Source organism: Flavobacterium sp. Sd200 (assembly GCF_009826935.1).
Taxonomy (GTDB): Bacteria; Bacteroidota; Bacteroidia; order Flavobacteriales; family Flavobacteriaceae; genus Flavobacterium.
This window is the reverse complement of record NZ_WUMN01000006.1, coordinates 88,010-105,523: the sequence shown is the minus strand read 5'-3', so window position 1 is coordinate 105,523 and position 17,514 is coordinate 88,010. Positions and strand designations below refer to the sequence as shown.

16 protein-coding genes are annotated in these 17,514 nt (G+C 40.8%); 5 read left to right on the top strand and 11 right to left on the bottom strand.

Annotated elements, in window-relative coordinates:
* Positions 1 to 38: 38 nt before the first annotated feature.
* The 4 genes from GR160_RS15425 (at position 39) to GR160_RS15410 (ending at position 4,645) form a co-directional block, all read left to right on the top strand.
* A complete protein-coding gene (locus tag GR160_RS15425; RefSeq protein ID WP_202390800.1) occupies positions 39 to 986 on the top strand; it encodes an SPOR domain-containing protein in 948 nt (315 codons plus the stop codon).
* 154 nt (positions 987 to 1,140) lie between these two features.
* Complete coding sequence (locus tag GR160_RS15420; protein WP_160750787.1) at positions 1,141 to 1,650, top strand: acyl-CoA thioesterase; 510 nt, start codon at positions 1,141 to 1,143, stop codon at positions 1,648 to 1,650.
* A gap of 115 nt (positions 1,651 to 1,765) precedes the next feature.
* Positions 1,766 to 2,554, top strand: a complete 789-nt coding sequence (locus tag GR160_RS15415) for a T9SS type A sorting domain-containing protein (protein WP_160750786.1) — start codon at positions 1,766 to 1,768, stop codon at positions 2,552 to 2,554.
* 204 nt (positions 2,555 to 2,758) lie between these two features.
* Complete coding sequence (locus GR160_RS15410; RefSeq protein WP_160750785.1) at positions 2,759 to 4,645, top strand: T9SS type A sorting domain-containing protein; 1,887 nt, start codon at positions 2,759 to 2,761, stop codon at positions 4,643 to 4,645.
* 59 nt (positions 4,646 to 4,704) lie between these two features.
* Here GR160_RS15410 and GR160_RS15405 read toward each other — a convergent pair whose 3' ends face one another.
* From GR160_RS15405 to GR160_RS15380, 6 genes are read right to left on the bottom strand one after another with little or no spacing between them, the layout of a single operon-like run.
* Positions 4,705 to 5,958: a murein hydrolase activator EnvC gene (locus tag GR160_RS15405; RefSeq protein WP_160750784.1), complete on the bottom strand. Its 1,254-nt coding sequence runs from the start codon at positions 5,956 to 5,958 to the stop codon at positions 4,705 to 4,707.
* A gap of 15 nt (positions 5,959 to 5,973) precedes the next feature.
* Complete coding sequence (locus tag GR160_RS15400) at positions 5,974 to 6,747, bottom strand: DUF4292 domain-containing protein (RefSeq protein ID WP_160750783.1); 774 nt, start codon at positions 6,745 to 6,747, stop codon at positions 5,974 to 5,976.
* On the bottom strand, positions 6,748 to 8,106 hold the full coding sequence (locus GR160_RS15395; RefSeq protein ID WP_160750782.1) for a lipopolysaccharide assembly protein LapB: 1,359 nt from the start codon (positions 8,104 to 8,106) through the stop codon (positions 6,748 to 6,750).
* A 7-nt stretch (positions 8,107 to 8,113) separates the two neighbouring features.
* On the bottom strand, positions 8,114 to 9,124 hold the full coding sequence (locus GR160_RS15390) for a sugar phosphate nucleotidyltransferase (protein WP_160750781.1): 1,011 nt from the start codon (positions 9,122 to 9,124) through the stop codon (positions 8,114 to 8,116).
* A 29-nt stretch (positions 9,125 to 9,153) separates the two neighbouring features.
* Positions 9,154 to 9,588 carry a dUTP diphosphatase gene (dut, locus tag GR160_RS15385; protein WP_160750780.1) on the bottom strand — a complete coding sequence of 145 codons (435 nt, stop codon included), beginning with the start codon at positions 9,586 to 9,588 and terminating at the stop codon, positions 9,154 to 9,156.
* A 17-nt stretch (positions 9,589 to 9,605) separates the two neighbouring features.
* Complete coding sequence (locus GR160_RS15380; protein WP_160750779.1) at positions 9,606 to 11,060, bottom strand: lipopolysaccharide biosynthesis protein; 1,455 nt, start codon at positions 11,058 to 11,060, stop codon at positions 9,606 to 9,608.
* Positions 11,061 to 11,198: 138 nt separating this feature from the next.
* On the opposite strand from GR160_RS15380, the gene GR160_RS15375 reads away from it, so the two are divergent.
* A complete protein-coding gene (locus GR160_RS15375) occupies positions 11,199 to 13,292 on the top strand; it encodes a prolyl oligopeptidase family serine peptidase (protein WP_160750778.1) in 2,094 nt (697 codons plus the stop codon).
* Between the two features lie 60 nt (positions 13,293 to 13,352).
* Here GR160_RS15375 and GR160_RS15370 read toward each other — a convergent pair whose 3' ends face one another.
* The 5 genes from GR160_RS15370 to GR160_RS15350 form a co-directional block, all read right to left on the bottom strand.
* The gene (locus tag GR160_RS15370) at positions 13,353 to 13,562 is read right to left on the bottom strand and encodes a hypothetical protein (protein WP_160750777.1); all 210 of its coding nucleotides are present in this window, start codon (positions 13,560 to 13,562) and stop codon (positions 13,353 to 13,355) included.
* Between the two features lie 257 nt (positions 13,563 to 13,819).
* A complete protein-coding gene (atpG, locus tag GR160_RS15365; protein ID WP_160750776.1) occupies positions 13,820 to 14,683 on the bottom strand; it encodes an ATP synthase F1 subunit gamma in 864 nt (287 codons plus the stop codon).
* Positions 14,684 to 14,824: 141 nt separating this feature from the next.
* Complete coding sequence (gene atpA, locus GR160_RS15360; RefSeq protein WP_160750775.1) at positions 14,825 to 16,399, bottom strand: F0F1 ATP synthase subunit alpha; 1,575 nt, start codon at positions 16,397 to 16,399, stop codon at positions 14,825 to 14,827.
* A 37-nt stretch (positions 16,400 to 16,436) separates the two neighbouring features.
* Positions 16,437 to 16,970 (bottom strand): ATP synthase F1 subunit delta, encoded by a 534-nt coding sequence (gene atpH / locus GR160_RS15355; protein WP_160750774.1) that lies wholly within the window; start codon positions 16,968 to 16,970, stop codon positions 16,437 to 16,439.
* Between the two features lie 10 nt (positions 16,971 to 16,980).
* Positions 16,981 to 17,481, bottom strand: a complete 501-nt coding sequence (locus GR160_RS15350; RefSeq protein WP_160750773.1) for a F0F1 ATP synthase subunit B — start codon at positions 17,479 to 17,481, stop codon at positions 16,981 to 16,983.
* Positions 17,482 to 17,514: the final 33 nt, after the last annotated feature.

The window sequence follows — 17,514 nt, the reverse complement described above, 5'->3', positions numbered from 1 at the left end:
AATTTTGAAATCGGTGCCTAATAGTTAAATTTGTTGTTATGATGATAGAGAAACACATATCGGCCTTATTATACCGTTACCAATGCGTTACCGTTCCTGGTTTTGGCGCTTTTTTAACCGAGATCCAGCCCTCATATCTTGATGCGGCATCGCACACCTTCTATCCTCCAAAAAAACTGGTTTCTTTTAATGCGAATGTAAAAAATAATGACGGGCTTTTAGCTAATCATATCGCATCGCAGGAAAAAATTTCCTACGCCGAAGCGGTGAATGCTATTGCAGCTACAACTGACATTTGGAAACACGCGCTAAACGGTGCCAATACCATTTATTTAAAAAACTTAGGCGAGATATTATTGAATGCAGAGGGCAACATGGTATTTACACCTGATGTTCCTGTAAACTATCTTACACAGTCTTTTGGGCTTAGTATGGTGGTATCTCCGGCGGTAAAGCGTGAGGTGTATAAAGCGGAGGTTGAAGCCCTTGAGGAAAAAGCCCCTATAATTTTTACACCCGAACGCAGGCGCAGTTACTCATACCTTAAATATGCCGCTATTTTTGTAGCAGCAATTGGGTTTGGATTAACAGGTTTTAAAACCTATAATGATAACAGGGTAGCACAGCAAACCCTTGCAGTACAACAAAAAGTGCAGCAACGGGTGCAACAGCAAATACAGGAGGCAACTTTTTTTATAGATAATCCGCTTCCGGCAGCAGTAACACTTCCGCTTAAGGAGGCTGTAAAAGAAAAATTATCTTATCATGTAGTGGCAGGTGCCTACCAAAGCGAGGCCAATGCACAAAAAGCGGTTGATCAGCTTACGGCAAAAGGCTACAAAGCGAGGAAATTACAAGCTAACAAATATGGTCTTTATCCTGTATTGTACGGCAGTTTTGCTAATCATACCGATGCAAAACAAAGCATGAGGGAAATACACAAGAACGGCGATAAAGAAGCCTGGATACTGGTTCAGGAATTATAATACAGAGTCCTCCTTTTAAGGGGGATTTTTTTTGCGATTAACTTATATCACAAAGATGTCCGGAGAAGCCATAGAGATTCGCAAAGTTAAATCCTGAATTTTACCTGTCTTTTGTTTCAGGGCAAAAGAAGAGTATCTTTGCAAAAAAAAACACATGACCGGAAAACACCCTGCCGACTCCGTTTGTATTATGACTGATATTGTTTTGCCTGGCGAAACTAACCCACTGAACAATCTTTTTGGAGGCGAGCTTCTTGCCCGTATGGATAGGGCTGCAAGTATTGCGGCGCGCCGCCACAGCGGGTATATTGTAGTTACGGCATCGGTAAATCACGTGGCGTTTAACAGGTCTATACCGTTGGGTAGTGTTGTTACTATAGAGGCAAAAGTTTCGCGCACGTTTAACTCAAGTATGGAAACGTTTATTGATGTATGGATCGAAGACCGTACATCGGGCGAACGAACCAAAGCCAATGAAGCAATCTATACCTTTGTAGCTGTAGACGAAGCAGGAAACCCTGTAAAAGTATTGCCGTTAATTCCGCAAACAGAACTCGAAATCCAACGCTATGAAGCCGCTTTGCGACGCAGGCAACTTAGTTTGGTACTGGCGGGTAAAATGAACCCACACGATGCTACAGAGCTTAAGGCACTCTTTGTATAAAGAGTACTTTTTTTAAAATCGATATACTGTTTACCCTTCTTCATAACAAGTAAAATAGTATTAATTTTTGGTAGGGTAAAAAGGCGAATGCCTGTTATACCGAAAAATTATTGCTATGAAAAAGAATTTATTTAATTTGGTTGTAGGGAGTTTCCTTACAGCCACAGGGGCTTTTGCCCAATGTCCAATACCCCGCGCTGACGAAATTCAGACACTTTGTTTTGGGGCTAAAGTAGGCGATATAGTTGCCTCTGCAGAAGAGGGAGCTACGCTAAACTACATGTTTATTGGATTTATTACCCAACCCGTAGAGCCGGAAGTAGATATTATTGACGGTGGCTGGTATGGCGTAACCCAAACCGTAAATGGCTGTACAAGCGGTATTGCCCATGTGCGTGTAAATCTTACTGAAACCCCTGCCGAAGCAGGTGGCACATCTCCACAACAATTTAGTGCTGGCGAAACTATTGCTAACCTCGAAATATCTGTTATTGACGGGTACGAAGTGCGTTGGTATGTTATGGATGGCAATTCTGAAATGATACGTATTACTAACAGGGAAGAAGCTTTAGTAGACGGCCAAACATATTATGTTACCCAATCTAACGGTTTTTGCGAGAGTCCTTTTCATGCCATTACTGTAAACCAAATAATGGGAACGGGCAACTCTGCATTCCGCAATTTTAAATTGTATCCTAATCCTGCTAATCAGCTAATTAACCTAAGTAACAGTGAGGCAATTACTCAGGTTACAATAACAAATGTTTTAGGGCAAAAGGTTTTAGGAAAGTCTGTAAACGCCAATAATGCTGAGGTAAATATTTCCGGACTTACTGCCGGAACCTATATCTTACAGGCCACTACTGCAACAGGAAGTACATCTTTAAAAGTAGTAAAACAGTAAATTAAAAATATTTTCGGTTCACTTTATATGGCTGCCTATGTTTGGGCAGCCATATTTTTTAAGAAAAATATAACAACCCGAAACAAGATTGTTATGATGCTGTAATTTCAATCAATAGGCTGATATGGTGAATATTTTATTGTTAAATTTATTGAACATCAAATAGTTTTCATCAATAAAGTTAAATCACCAAATTATTAGCGTATGAAAATAAAACTACACAAATTGTTTATTGGGGGGCTTTTTATTTGCGGTTGGGCAGCAACAGCACAAACAAATCAAATTCTTACCGTATCATCAGGTTTTAATGCTGATGTAATTGCCGATGGAACCGGGGCGGCATCATCTTCCAGCACCATTGGTGTTGATAATGCCAATTATGCCTTTATGACCACGGATTACAGGTCTACCCCAAACTCATCTACCTATTCCAATGCTATTCCTGCAAGCGGATTGGTCACAGCATCAGCAAACAGTGCCATACGGTTTCAGTTTGCACCTTTTAATGAAAATAACTCGCTGAGGTTGCAGGAAACTAATGATACAGGTACACTCACTTTCAGTAACCCTATAATGGCAGTCAGAGTGTATGTAATGGCTACCGGGGGCAGCGGCCAGGTGACTACCACAAGCGTTGTAAATTTTGACGATGGTACTACACAAACCGCAACCGGTACCGTTGTGCCCGATTGGTATTACAGTACTTCATTGCCTGTTGTAATATCGGGTATGGGGCGTGTAAGTCGCAACGATAACGGCATTCAGAACGATGTTAGCAATCCAAGGATCTACATGTACACTATAAACATAACTACTGCCAACCAGTCTAAAAGGGTTAGCAGTATACAGTTTACCAAAACTTCTACAGCAGAAGGTGTGCTTAATGTATTTGGGGTATCGGCGGCTGCCGTGCCATGTGTAACCCCTGCTGCTCCAACATCCGAGGCTCAGTCATATTGCGGAGTAACCACTGTATCGCAGTTAACGGCAGCAGGAACTGTTACTAACGGAACATTTAGGTGGTATACAGCATTGACAGGAGGAACAGCACTTGCTCCAACAGCCGAGGTAGCATCCGGCACTTATTATGTGGCACAGGTAGACGGTGTTTGTGAGAGCACAAGAACTGCGGCAGACGTTATTGTAAATATTACACCACAACCTGAAGGTCCTACGGAACAATATGTTTGTCCTAACTCTACCCTCAGCGACCTTATTGGAACAGGGGTAGAAGGAGGAACGGTGACATGGACGTATAACGATCAGGAAATACCATTAGGCGTGCCAATAGATTCGGGGCTTTATGTGGTTACCCAAACCATTGGTACTTGTACAAGTATTCCTAAAGAAGTTACGGTAACAGTGGGTGTTCCAAGGGCTCCGGAAGCAGAAGCCGAACAAACATTATGTTCTGGTTCCTTAGTAGGAGATATTATTGCACAAACGGTTAGCGGTTCTACGGTTAACTGGTCTTTTATAGGTTTTATTACGCAGCCTGTTGAATTGACAGATAATCTTAACAGTGGGCTTTACAGTGTAAGACAATCTTTAAATGGCTGTACCAGTAACCCAACTTATGTAAGGATTACCCTGGTAGATGCACCGACTGAACCGGGAGGCGATGCTTTGCAGAGTTTTTATGTAGGCGAAACGGTTTCTACTCTTGATATTGATGTTGAATATAATGCTACTGTTAGCTGGTTTATATTGAATGACGCAGGAGTGTATGAGCCGATACCTGAGGATACTTTTTTAGAGCATGAGCATACCTATTATGTTGGGCAAAGTTTTATAGACGGATGTCTGAGCCCACTACATGCTATTACTGCTACAAATGCTATGGGCAGAGATAACAATTTATTAAAATCTACAAAGGTTTATCCTAATCCAGTTACAGATGTAGTTACGGTTAACAGCAGTACAGTTATTTCTAAAATAACGATAATAAATATGCTGGGTCAAAAAGTTATGAGCCAATTGGCAAACGCATCTGATGTAACGTTAAACGTAGCGCATCTGCCAAATGGAAGCTATATTTTACAGGCTTATACACAACATGGAGTAGCATCTGTAAAAGTTATTAAACAATAATAATTTCTACCATTATGTAAAAACGGCTGTCTTAATAAGACAGCCGTTTTTTATGGTTTTTATTTTGTTATCCAGGTAGACGGATTTAAATAGGTAGTGTTTTGCAGCACAAGGAATTTTATAACAGAGTTGCCTGTTGTTGGGTTAGCCGCTGCTGTGCCTATAGATTGCTTTAAAGACACTTTATCGCCAGAACTGACATTTACCGTGGCAAGGTTATAATAAACCGTTATAAAGTCACCATGCTGTAAATAAACAATTTTATTGCGTGTGCCTTGTATTACCTGTACACTCATTACCTCACCACCAAAAACTGCTCTTACGTTAGTGCCCGGCTCTGTAGTAATATCTACACCGCTGTTATGAATTTCAAGGTTTTTCATAACAGGGTGGGGCTGTGTGCCATATCCGGTAGAAATATATCCTTTTTCAACAGGCCAAGGCAATCTTCCCTTATTGGCTTTAAAGTTGTCAGATACTATCTTGCCCTCTTTTGTAAGCGTAATTTTTGTTGTAGAAGCTTTTGCCGCTGCTGCCGTTGTTGCCTTAGACTCGCTCGCTTTTTTGGCCGTTTTTTTGTTGGCTGCCGCAATGGCTGCACGTATCATTGCATCTATTTTGCGTTGTATTTCGCGCGATTCTTTTTTCTTGCGGGTAATATCGGCGGCTAACTTTTTCTTATCTTTTTGAATACTTCTAACCAGGTCTTCCTGTTCTCTTTTTTCTTTTTCAAGAACATCTTTGGCATTGTCTATCTCTGTAAGCAGGCGCACTTTTTCCTGTTTTTGCACAGTAAGCTTTTTGAGCAGTGTGTCAAGCTCGGCCATTTTGCTCTTAATTTCATCGCCCTGTATTTTCCTGAAGCTTGCATACTGCTTCATATACTGCAGCCTCTTGTAAGCCTGCAAAAAGCCCTGAGACGATAAAAGGAACATAATGCGGCTTTGGTCGCTGCGGGTTTTGTAGGCACGCACCAGCATGTTGGCATAATCTTCTTTAAGCACTTTTAATTCGGCCTTGAGCTTATTAGTCTTTACCTGATTAACATATATTTCATCATTAATCAAAAGAGCCTGCTTGTTGGTAGTATACAGTAGCCTTTCATTGAGCTTTATTTTAGCCCTGCCGTCTTCAATTTTAGCCAATACCGATTTTTCCTTAGAGCTCTCATCCTTAATACGGTTGTTAAGCTCTAAAATTTCTTTTTGTATCTGGGCTTTGCGGTCTTCCAGTTTTTTTTGCTCGGCACCTCCCTGTGCCTTTGCTATAAAACCGGTAGCAATAAGTAAAATAGTAAGGAAAAATCTGGTCATGTTTTTTTATATATTTTACTCTATAAAGATCTGTTCAAAACCTTCGGGCACTTCATAAGGAAAAGTTAATTTTTCGTCGAACTTAACCGAAGTATATTCTATGTTAATGTTTACTGTATCTTTTTGTTCGGCTACTATTTTTATGGCCGATGGCAGTATGGCCTGTTGGTATTCGTTGTGCGAAGGATACTGCACATCGAGGCTTCGGGCTTGTGCACCACCCTGTGTAATAAGTTGTTTTTTAAGGAGGTAGTTGGCTCCTTCAAACAAATATTCTTTAATTGTACTGCCGCTTTCTTTGCCGGTAAGTTTATATTTTCCGTCCTGTAAAGACGCTTTGTAAACTCCTTTGCTAAGGTCGTCTAAAGCCTCGCCCACAAGCATGTTCTCTACTTTTTTATAGTCAAGGTCAGTGCCCAGCCATCGGCTCAAAACAGCATAATCGCCTTTAAAATAAGTACTGTTCAGTTTTTCGTAATAGCTAACTTCTTTAGGGGTAATAAGGGCTTTTGCCATAGTAATGCCAAGAAAACGGATACTAACCAGTATGGCTTCATCTTTTTTAATGCGAATCTCGGCCGTTACATTTTGCGTCGTATTCTTATCCTGATAGCGCGCATTAGATTTTATAAGCAGCGTTTCAAATTTACGTGCCGTTTTATAATGTCCTTCTACGATTTCTGTAACCTGCTTAGAGCCTTCTGCTGCCTGCTCTGCAACAACAGCCTGTTTGCTTTTGCACGAGGCCAGCAACGTTAGGGTTAGCAGCAGTGTTATGGTTTTCTTCATTTATCGTTTTATTGTTTTTGCAAGCTTGTCTGCCTTTGCAAGGTAGGTTTCTTTCTTTTTAGTATCGCCCAGGCCGCCATAGGCTTCGCCCAGTTGTTTGTTTAAGGCTGCTTCGAGTTCCGGGTCTTCCACCACAAAATCGAGGCCGTCAGTAAGCCAGTCTTTAGCTTTGGCAAACTGTTTTTGCCTGTTGGCTCCCAATCCGGCATAATAATACAATCGTGCATGGGTAGGGTAGGAGTCAATATATTCAGACGCTTTTTGAAGGAGTATGTCGTTTTGGGCACTTTCGGCATAGCTGTACAGCAACAGTTCTATAGCTTCTATATCATCGGGTGTTCCAATAAGGCTTTTAGCAAAATAGTTCGCAGCCTCAGTAAATTTCTTTTTGTTAAAATAAAACTTGCCTACTTCTTTAACTGCATTTACATTTTTGTCATCCTCAAAATAGGTCAAAGCTTTATCAAGGTTTGCCGTATATTTGGGGTTATTGCTGGCATAGATAAGAAATTCGTTTAGCACACGGTGTTTAATTTTTTGATCTATTTTTGGGCTTTGCAATATGCGGAACATAGACTCAGAAGCCTTATCGCCCTCATTTTTGTTTATATGAAATTTAAACAGCCCCACCTGTGCCCAGTCTGAACCAGGGATCTCTTTTTCAAGCCTTTTGGCAACTTCTTCTGCCTTTGCCTCTTGGTTACTTTCGCTGTACAGGTAAATCAGGTCCAGATAGTTAGACTCTTCTTTTGGGTTTTTGCGTATAGCTTCTTCCAACTGGTCTTTTTGCGGTTTGGCATATTTCCCGGTGTTAAGTATTTGGGCTTTATACATTTTTCTTTTTTCAGATACGCCAACGGTTTCTTCCATTTCGTTTATAAGCGCCAAAGCTTTGTCATGCTGTTTGGTGTACATGTAAAGCGATACCAAATCTTCCTGATAGTATTCTTTTTGCCACTCCATGAGCTTTTGTACTACTTCTATAGACTTGTTGTAGTCTTTATTCTCATAATACACATCATACAGTCCCTGCCAGTACCAACGGTTTTTAGGGTCGAGCTGTGTGGCCTTTAAGAAAGCATTCTCTGCCTCGGGCATATTGCGCAGGGCAAGAAAATTTTTACCCAATTCATGATATATAACCGGATTGTTGGCATCTTTAATAAGGCACTTTTGAAGTGCCTGAACGGCCTTATCATAGTTTTCAATTCCTTTTTGTTTAAGAGCCTCATAAAAATTGTCTTCAAATTCGCTGTTGGCCAGTGCAATTTCTTCGGGTTCCTGTTGTGCAAAAACGGCTAAAGGGGCTGTTAATGCCCCTGTTAGTATAATGCCGCTAAAAAGAATTTTAAACTTCATGCGTATGTTATTCTAAAACCGAATAATCGCCAATGCTTACGGCTGTAAATTTGCCGTTAAACACAGCATGGTTGCCTATCATGGCGTTATCCAGGTTTGCGTTTACAATGGTTGTGTGCGTTTGCACCAAACTGTTTTTTATAGTGCTGTCCTGTACGGTGGTATTATTGCCTAACGATACATTTGGACCTACAGTGCTGTTTACCAATTTAACACCCTCGCCAATAAAACATGGCTGTATTACAGTACTGTTCTCTAAAACTGCCGACGGAGATACCAGATTTTGACCATCCTGGTGTAAAAAGTTCAGCATGCGCGAGTTGGTGTCTACCGTAACATTCTTATTACCACAGTCCATCCAGTGGTCTACTTTACCAGGCACAAATTTCATGCCTTTTTGTTTCATGTTCTCAAGCGCATCAGTTAGCTGATACTCACCGCCTTTTGTAATGTTGTTGTCCAGAAGGTATTGCAGCTCCCCGCGTAGTGTTTCGCCACTTTTAAAATAATAGATGCCTATAATGGCAAGGTCGGTTACAAATTCTTTAGGCTTTTCAACAAAATCGGTTATTTCGTTCCTGTCATTCAGCTTAACCACACCAAAAGCACTCGGGTCGTCTACCTGCTGCACCCATATAACACTGTCGGCTGTAGTATCTAACGTAAAATCAGCACGGAATAGTGTATCGGCATACGCCACAACTACAGGGCCACTCATACTTTCTTTAGCGCTCATAATGGCGTGTGCAGTACCCAAAGGCTGCTCCTGATAGTATATAGAACCTTTGGCGCCCAGTTTTTCGGCAATTGCCACAAGCTCATCGGCTACTTTATCTCCAAAATCTTTATGAATAATAAAGGCAATTTCTTCAATGTCTTTGTTTAAAACGTTGGCAATATCTTCTACAAGGCGGTGCACTATAGGTTTGCCGGCAATAGGTATAAGTGGTTTAGGTACTGTTAATGTGTGTGGGCGAAGGCGTGAACCCCTGCCTGCCATAGGAACTATTATTTTCATTCAGTCGTATTCTTGTTTGTTGTATTTAATTACTTAACCCCTGTGCTGCCAAAGCCGCCTTCGCCACGAACGGTTTCTGTAAGCACATCGGCTTCAAGCCATTCGGCACGCTCGTGTTTGGCAATAACAAGCTGTGCAATGCGCTCGCCGTTCTCGACAATAAATGGCTCGTTAGATAAATTTACCAGGATCACTCCAATCTCTCCACGATAGTCAGCATCTACAGTGCCCGGGCTGTTTAGAACCGTAACGCCTTTTTTAGCTGCAAGGCCGCTCCTTGGGCGCACCTGTGCTTCATAGCCTATTGGCAGCTCTATAAACAGTCCTGTTTTTATTATGGCCCTGCCCAATGGGGCAAGCTCTACAGGTTCTGTCAAGTTAGCCCTCAAATCCATGCCTGCGCTGGCTATGGTTTCATAGTTAGGCAATGCATGCTGCGATCTGTTTATTATTTTAACGGTCATGGTATTATACTAAGATATTATTTTTTTATGAATTTAAGCAGCGAATCTTTTTCCAGTTTGTAAACAAGCCATATATAGCCTGCAAACGCAGCAATACCAAAAATATAGGTGCTGCGAAGTATAGGTATGTAAAAAGACATACAGGCAAGTAGTATGGCCACGCCTGTGTAAAACGTCATGCGGCGCACATTGTAGGGTATAGGATAGTATTTTGCTCCAAGTTTGTAAGATACAACCATCATGGTGCCATAGGCCATTACAGACCCTATAGCCGACCCCATGTAGCTCCAAATAGGTATAAGCGCTATGTTGAACACTAATGTAACAACTGCTCCAAGCAATGATATGTAGGCCCCCATTTTTGTTTGGTCGCTCAGTTTATACCATACTGACAGGTTGGTATATATGCCAAGGAAAAAGCTGCCAAGTATTACAAATGGAACCACATCCATGGCTTCCCAAAAGGCTTTATCGCGGAGAAGTATCCATTTAAAAACATCGGCAAAGGCCACAACTCCTAAAAAGATAACCGAACCAAATATTACAAAATAGCGTGTTACGGTGGCGTAGGTTTGCTTTGCATTATCGTTGCCTGCCTGGCTAAAGAAAAACGGCTCTATGCCCAGCCTGTAGGCAGTTGTAAACAATGTCATGAACAAGGTGAGCCTGTAGCATGCCGAATAGGTACCAATTTCAGATTCGGGCACGTTCATGTATTGCATTAACGGTCTGGAAAAACTTTCGTTTATGGCATAAGCAATACCTGCCACCATTACCGGTAACGAATAGTGCATCATTCTTTTCCATAATTCGCGATTAAAGTGCCATGAAAGGCGCAGGTAGTGGGGTGCAAGTGCCAGCAGTGTGGCAAAACTTGCCAAAACATTGGCTATAAAAACATAGCCTACTTCAAAATCCGGTGTGTAGATGGTTGCAAAAAAGCTGTCGGGATCCTGAGCCATTTTTGGCAGCCAAAGCAAAAAGAATACATTGAGCAGCAGGTTAAAAACTACATTGCCAACTTTTATAAAGGCATAAAATATGGGCCTCCCCTGTGCGCGTAAAAGGCTAAAAGGAATAATAACCAATGCATCGAGCACCAATACCCAAATGGTGTAAGTAATATATTCGGGTTCTATACCAAGAACTGCAGCTAAATAATTCCTGCCCAAAAGTGCCAGGGATAAAAAAATAACCGATGACCAAATTAAAGATATGGTGCTGGTACTGATTACCTGTTTTTTGTCTTCTGAGTTATAAAACCTAAAAAAAGCAGTTTCCATTCCATAAGCCAGCAGTACATTAAAAAAAATGATCCATGAAAATATAATGGACACTTTTCCATACTGGTCAAGATCCATAACTCCCGGGCTTGTGTACAGCGGTGTAAGCAAAAAGCTAAACATGCGCGGCACTACGGTAGCTATGCCATATATGGCGGTTTGTTTAAACAGGTTTTTGTACAGGCTCAAAGCTTGGCTTTATATTTTATAAGCAAAAGTAGGCATATTTTGCACGAATTAAAAAATGGCTGGCTATATTATCAATTTGTTAGGTTTAAACGTAAGTTGGATGAGGTTATTTTATATTTGCACCACCAATATAACCAAATGAAAAGACTTTTTATTCTTATTAGTGCGCTGCCTCTACTGGCTTTTGCACAAAATTATCCTGTCACCAAAAAAACTCCGCAAACCATTACAAGGCATGGCATTACGTTTACAGACGATTATACCTGGCTCGAAAACATGCGCAGCCCTGAAACAGAAAATTGGGTACATGCACAAAACGATTTGACTGATAAGCATTTAGGCGGGCTGATGTCTAAAATATATCCGCTGCCAACACTTGTAAAATACGACAATCAAACCGATTTTAATATACCTAACAAAAACCGTAAGTATTTCTATTCGCTTGTGCGATATACAGATGATGCATTGCAAACCGCATCTTTGGCTTATAAGAAAAAGCTCGACGGTGCTTTTATTGCATTGGTTAACCCCAACTTTTTTTACAGTGGTAAAACAGTAAATATTATAGATTATGAACCATCTGTAAATTCTAAAACGCTGGCTTATAAACTTATGATTAATGGCAGTGACCAGCACGAAATTCGTTTTGTTACTGTAGATGGCGGTAAAAAGCTGCCTGAAGTGATTAAGAATGCAAAATTTGGTGGTATGGCCTGGAAAGCAGACGAAGGTGTTTTCTACAATAAGAATATAAATACCTCTCAGTTTGCTGTCGATTCTACATTTCAGGTGTATTATCATAAAGTGGGGACTGATGTTACCACAGATAAGATGGTTTTTGATGCATCTGATGCTAAGGGTCAGACCCATTATTTTACATCGGCCGATGGTACACGCTTATTCCTTACGGTTGCTAACAAAAGAGAATCAGAAGTTGATGTATATTATGCCGATCTTACTAAAGATAATTTTGAGCTTAAAAAGTTTATAGATAAATCACCACCTGATTTTGATCTGTCGGGCTACACCAATGGACGTATTTATTATTCTTCCAAAGAATCTAACTGGGGAGATGTGAGAAGTTTTGACCCCGATAGTCCTGCTGAGAAGAAAGTAGTGATACCGCAATATCAAAATCAACTGCTTATACATGCCTACTTTTTTGAAAACCGAATTTTGTGCAAGTATAAAAATCTTGACGGCAGCTACCTAATGCTTTTTGACTATAATGGGAAGTTTATAAAAAAGATACAAACGCCCAAAGCAATGGACATTGATGTAGCCGGAAGTGATTATTATGATAAGGATATTTTCTTTTACCTCTCGTCTTACACCATACCGCCAATATTGTTTACGCTTAACTTAGAAACCGGAGCCAACGATCGTTTTGTAAGCAAAACATTTACTAAGACCACAGCGCCATTTCCGGTAGACTATTTTGAGAGCAAGAGCACAACCTATACCAGCCGCGATGGTGTACAGGTACCCATTACCATTGTTTACAAAAAAGGAACTGTTTTAAACGGCAACAACCCAACGCTATTGGAAGCTTATGGTGGCTTTGGGGTTGTTAACCTTCCAGGTTATGATAATGGACTGATTTACTTTTTAAACAACGGCGGTGTATATGCCTACGCTGAGGTTAGGGGTGGAGGCGACAAGGGCCGTGACTGGCACAGACAGGGAAGGCGTTTAAAAAAGATAAATACCCTGAATGATTTTATAGATGCTGCACAGTATTTAATTGCACAGGGTTATACATCTCCGGCCAGGCTTGCCATAACGGGCGGCTCTCAGGGAGGACTGCTTGTAGGATCTGCATTGGTACAGCATCCTGAGTTGTTTAAGGTGGCTATACCAAAGGTCGGCGTATATGATATGGCTAAATTTCATGATTATACTATTGGTCGTTTTCATTTTGACGAGTACGGCAACCCTGAAGATGCTAAAGAATTTGCTGCCATGATGGAGTATTCGCCATATCACAATATAAAAGATAATGTAAATTACCCAACAACACTTATTATCACATCTGATAACGACGATAGGGTTCCTCCTGTGCATTCATTTAAGTTTGCGGCAAAGCTTCAAAACAGGGCCGCGCAAACTAATCCGGTGTATTTAAAAACCCGGTCAAACTCCGGGCACTATGGCGTTACCACCAACCGCGAAGACAAACTTAAAGAAGAATCTGATTTTTATGCATTCCTGCTATACCACATAAACCGTTAAAAATACAAAACCCCTTGCCAGTAAATAGTAAGGGGTTTTTAGTTTGTTTGTGGGGTTTTATTAAGCACTTAGGGCTATTTGCGGGTATATTTCTTTTAAGATCTTTCTGAATTTAAGTATCGAGCTTTCGTTATCAGAAACTATTTTGTAGCGGTTACCGCTTTCATACGCGGTTCTTTCAAAATTAAGATTGTTCCTTTTTAGAATGCGCTCAAGAAGATCGTGGTCTATTACATGTTTGTACAATGTCCTGAAAATAGTGATATGCATAGTCTCAATTTTTTAGGGTTAGAAATCTTTTACTGTTTTCTCTGTACTAAAATTAGCGAAGTTTTTTTTTGTGAAGATATCCCTTAATAAAATTTTAGCACACATTACAGAGATTTAATATTGCAGCAATATTGTAATAATCTGATGCGGAGTTTGGTAGGATTTATAATATTACAATCAACATTTCCACCTAAAAATCAAAAAAGGCCACCTTTTCAGGCAGCCTCTTCAACTATGTTTGTTTTGCAATATTTTGTTTATCCTGCAAGGGCATTAGCACCACCTACAATTTCAAGTATCTCACCTGTAATGGCAGCCTGACGGGCTTTGTTGTAAGTAAGTTTAAGCTGGTTTCTAAGCTCGGTAGCATTATCGGTAGCTTTGTGCATAGCCGTCATACGCGCGCCGTGCTCAGATGCAAAAGAATCACGCACCGCTTTATACAACTGTGTTTTTAAAGACAGTGGTATAAGGCTAAGAACAATTTCTTCTTTACCCGGCTCAAAAATATAATCAGTAGCAACAGTGCTTTCTTTGCTGGCTTCAACAGGCTTTAAAGGTAAAAACTGTTCTGTAAGCACAACCTGGGTAGCCGCATTTTTAAAGTGGTTGTACACCAGCTCTATCTTGTCATACTCTCCTGCTGCAAACTTATCCATAAGCGTTTGTGCAATTGCCGCAACATTTTCAAACGTAAGGGCATCAAACAGGCTGCTTTTATTATCGGTAACATTGGCTATTTTTTTCAGCACGTCGTTACCTTTTTTGCCAATGGCAAGCACATCTACCTGTTTTCCGGCATAGCTTTCCTGTAAAGCTTTAACCTGCTTAATTACGTTAGAGTTAAACGCACCGCACAAACCCCTGTTAGAAGTTATGGCTACGATAAGCACTTTGTTTACCGGGCGTTGCTCGGCAAAAGCACCTCCGGTGTCACCGTCAAGGGTAGCACTAAGGTTTTGTAATAACTCGGTAAGCTTTTCAGAATAAGGGCGCATAGCCGTAATGGCATCCTGTGCCTTTTTAAGCTTTGCAGCCGAAACCATTTTCATCGCACTTGTAATTTGCATTGTCGATGAAACAGAAACGATCCTGCTACGTATTTCCTTTAAGTTTGCCATTTTATAATTTAGTATTGAGTAGTGAGAATTTAGTATTGAGAGCCACCTCTCATAACACCCCTCGTATAGTATTAAGTATTAAGATGTGAGGATCAAGATTTTTAATCTCACATCTCAATACTAAAATCTAATATCTAAAAATTAATATTTAGAAGAAACCTCTACTGCTGCTTTTTCAAGCACATCGGTAATTTCATCTGTAAATTTACCGGCTTTAAGAGCTAGTAAAGTATCTTTATGAGTAGCTTTAAGATACTCAATATAGTCTTTTTCAAACTCTTTTACCTTGTTTACAGGCACTTTTCTAAGTAGGTTTTTAGAACCTGCATAGATAATAGCTACCTGGTCTTCTACAGTATAAGGATCGTTAACCGCCTGTTTAAGTATCTCTACGTTACGACGGCCTTTTTCGATAACGCTTAGTGTAGCGGCATCAAGGTCTGATCCGAATTTAGAGAAAGCCTCAAGCTCGCGGAACTGTGCCTGGTCAAGCTTAAGCGTACCGGCAACTTTTTTCATCGATTTAATTTGTGCATTACCACCCACACGTGATACAGAGATACCTACGTTGATAGCCGGACGTACACCTGAGTTGAATAGGTCAGACTCAAGGAATATCTGTCCGTCAGTAATCGAAATTACGTTTGTAGGGATGTATGCAGAAACGTCTCCGGCCTGAGTTTCGATAATAGGAAGGGCTGTTAACGAACCACCACCTTTAACGATTGGTTTAAGCGACTCAGGAAGGTCGTTCATGTTTTTAGCAATACTGTCATCAGCAATTACTTTAGCGGCACGCTCTAACAACCTTGAGTGAAGGAAGAAAACGTCTCCAGGGTAAGCCTCACGTCCCGGTGGCCTTTTAAGTAGAAGCGATACCTCACGGTATGCAACAGCTTGCTTAGAAAGGTCATCATAGATGATAAGCGCCGGACGGCCTGTATCACGGAAATACTCGCCAATTGCAGCACCTGCAAACGGAGCATACACCTGCATTGGAGCTGGGTCTGATGCATTTGCAGCAACAATGATAGTATAGGCCATTGCTCCTTTTTCTTCAAGGGTTTTGGCAATACCTGCAACAGTAGAAGCTTTTTGCCCTACAGCCACATATATACAGTATACCGGTTTACCGGCATCATAGAATTCTTTTTGGTTCAGGATGGTATCGATACATACTGTAGTTTTACCAGTCTGACGGTCGCCAATAACAAGCTCACGCTGGCCACGGCCTACCGGTATCATGGCATCGATAGCTTTAATACCTGTTTGCATAGGCTCAGTAACCGGTTGACGGAAAATTACACCCGGAGCTTTACGCTCAAGTGGCATTTCATAAAGGTCGCCGCCAATAGGTCCTTTACCGTCTATAGGAGCACCAAGAGTGTTAACCACACGGCCAACAATTTCTTCGCCCACTTTAAGTGATGCAATGCGCTGTGTTCTTTTTACGGTAGATCCTTCCCTAACCCCTGTAGATGGGCCCAGCAATACCACGCCCACATTGTCTTCTTCAAGGTTTAGTACAATACCTTCCAGTCCGCTTTCAAACTGTACCAACTCGCCATATTGCGCGTTAGATAACCCGTAAACACGGGCAATACCGTCACCTACGTTAAGAACCGTACCTACCTCTTCAAGAGTAGCACCCGATTCGAAACCCGATAATTGTTTCTTTAATATTGCTGATATCTCAGCAGCGTTGATCTCCGCCATAGTTAGTTATAATTTAAACACTTATGTGTGGTAAATACTAATTACTTAATTCTCTTTTTAATGTATTAAGGCTGTTAGCAACAGATGCGTTGTACTGTTTGTCTCCAACCCTTATTATAAACCCGCCAATAATAGATGGGTCTACAATGTTTTTCAGCGTAATTTTTTTATCGCTGAATTCTTTTATTTTGGCAAGCACTTTAGCCTCCAGCTCCGGTGTAATTTCAAAAGCGGTAGTAACTACAGCTTCTTCTATACCGTTGGCAGCATCGTGCAAAAGCAGGTACTGCTCTGCAATGGCTTGTAAAATGGCAAACCTTTTGTTTTCAAGCAACAGTTTAAAAAGCCCCTGAGTAGTAGCCTGTGCGTTGCTGAATATTTCTTTAAGTGCATTTTCTTTAACTTCGCCTTTAATGGTTGGGCTGTTTATAAAGTCGTGCAGCTCTGTATTATTTTTTAACGTAGATGCAATAAGCTCCATGTCCTGGCCTACCTGCTCTGCAATGCCTGCAGGCTGTGCCGTTTCTAATAGTGCTTTAGCATATCTTGATGCAGCTCTTGTACCTGTCATTACTAATGGATTAGTTTAATTTAACGTCGGCAAGCATTTTTTCAACAAGGTTGTTTTGTGCCTCTTTGTTAGCAAGTTCTGCTTTTAAAAGTTTCTCTGCAATTTCTACAGACAGGGCAGTAACCTGGCTTTTAAGCTCAGCAACGGCAATGCTTTTTTCGCTTGCAATAGTAGCTTTTGCAGCTTCTATAAGCTTGTCACCCTGTAGCTGTGCTTCAGTTTTAGCTTCTGCAATAATATTTTCTTTTATTTCGCGCGCTTCTTTCATCATAGCATCCCTTTCGGCACGGGCCTCTTTAAGGATAACTTCATTTTGCGCTTTTAGGGTTTGCATTTCCTGGCGTGCAAGTTCGGCAGCGGCAATAGCGTTAGCAATGCCTTCTTCGCGTGCAGAAAGTGACTCAAGTATTGGTTTCCATGCAAATTTTGCAAGAAGGATAATAAGTATTACTAATATAATGGCTTGCCAAAAGAACAAACCGAAAGAAAAATCATTAATTAACTTATCCATTATTTTATATTTAGACTGTTTGTTGTTTTAAAT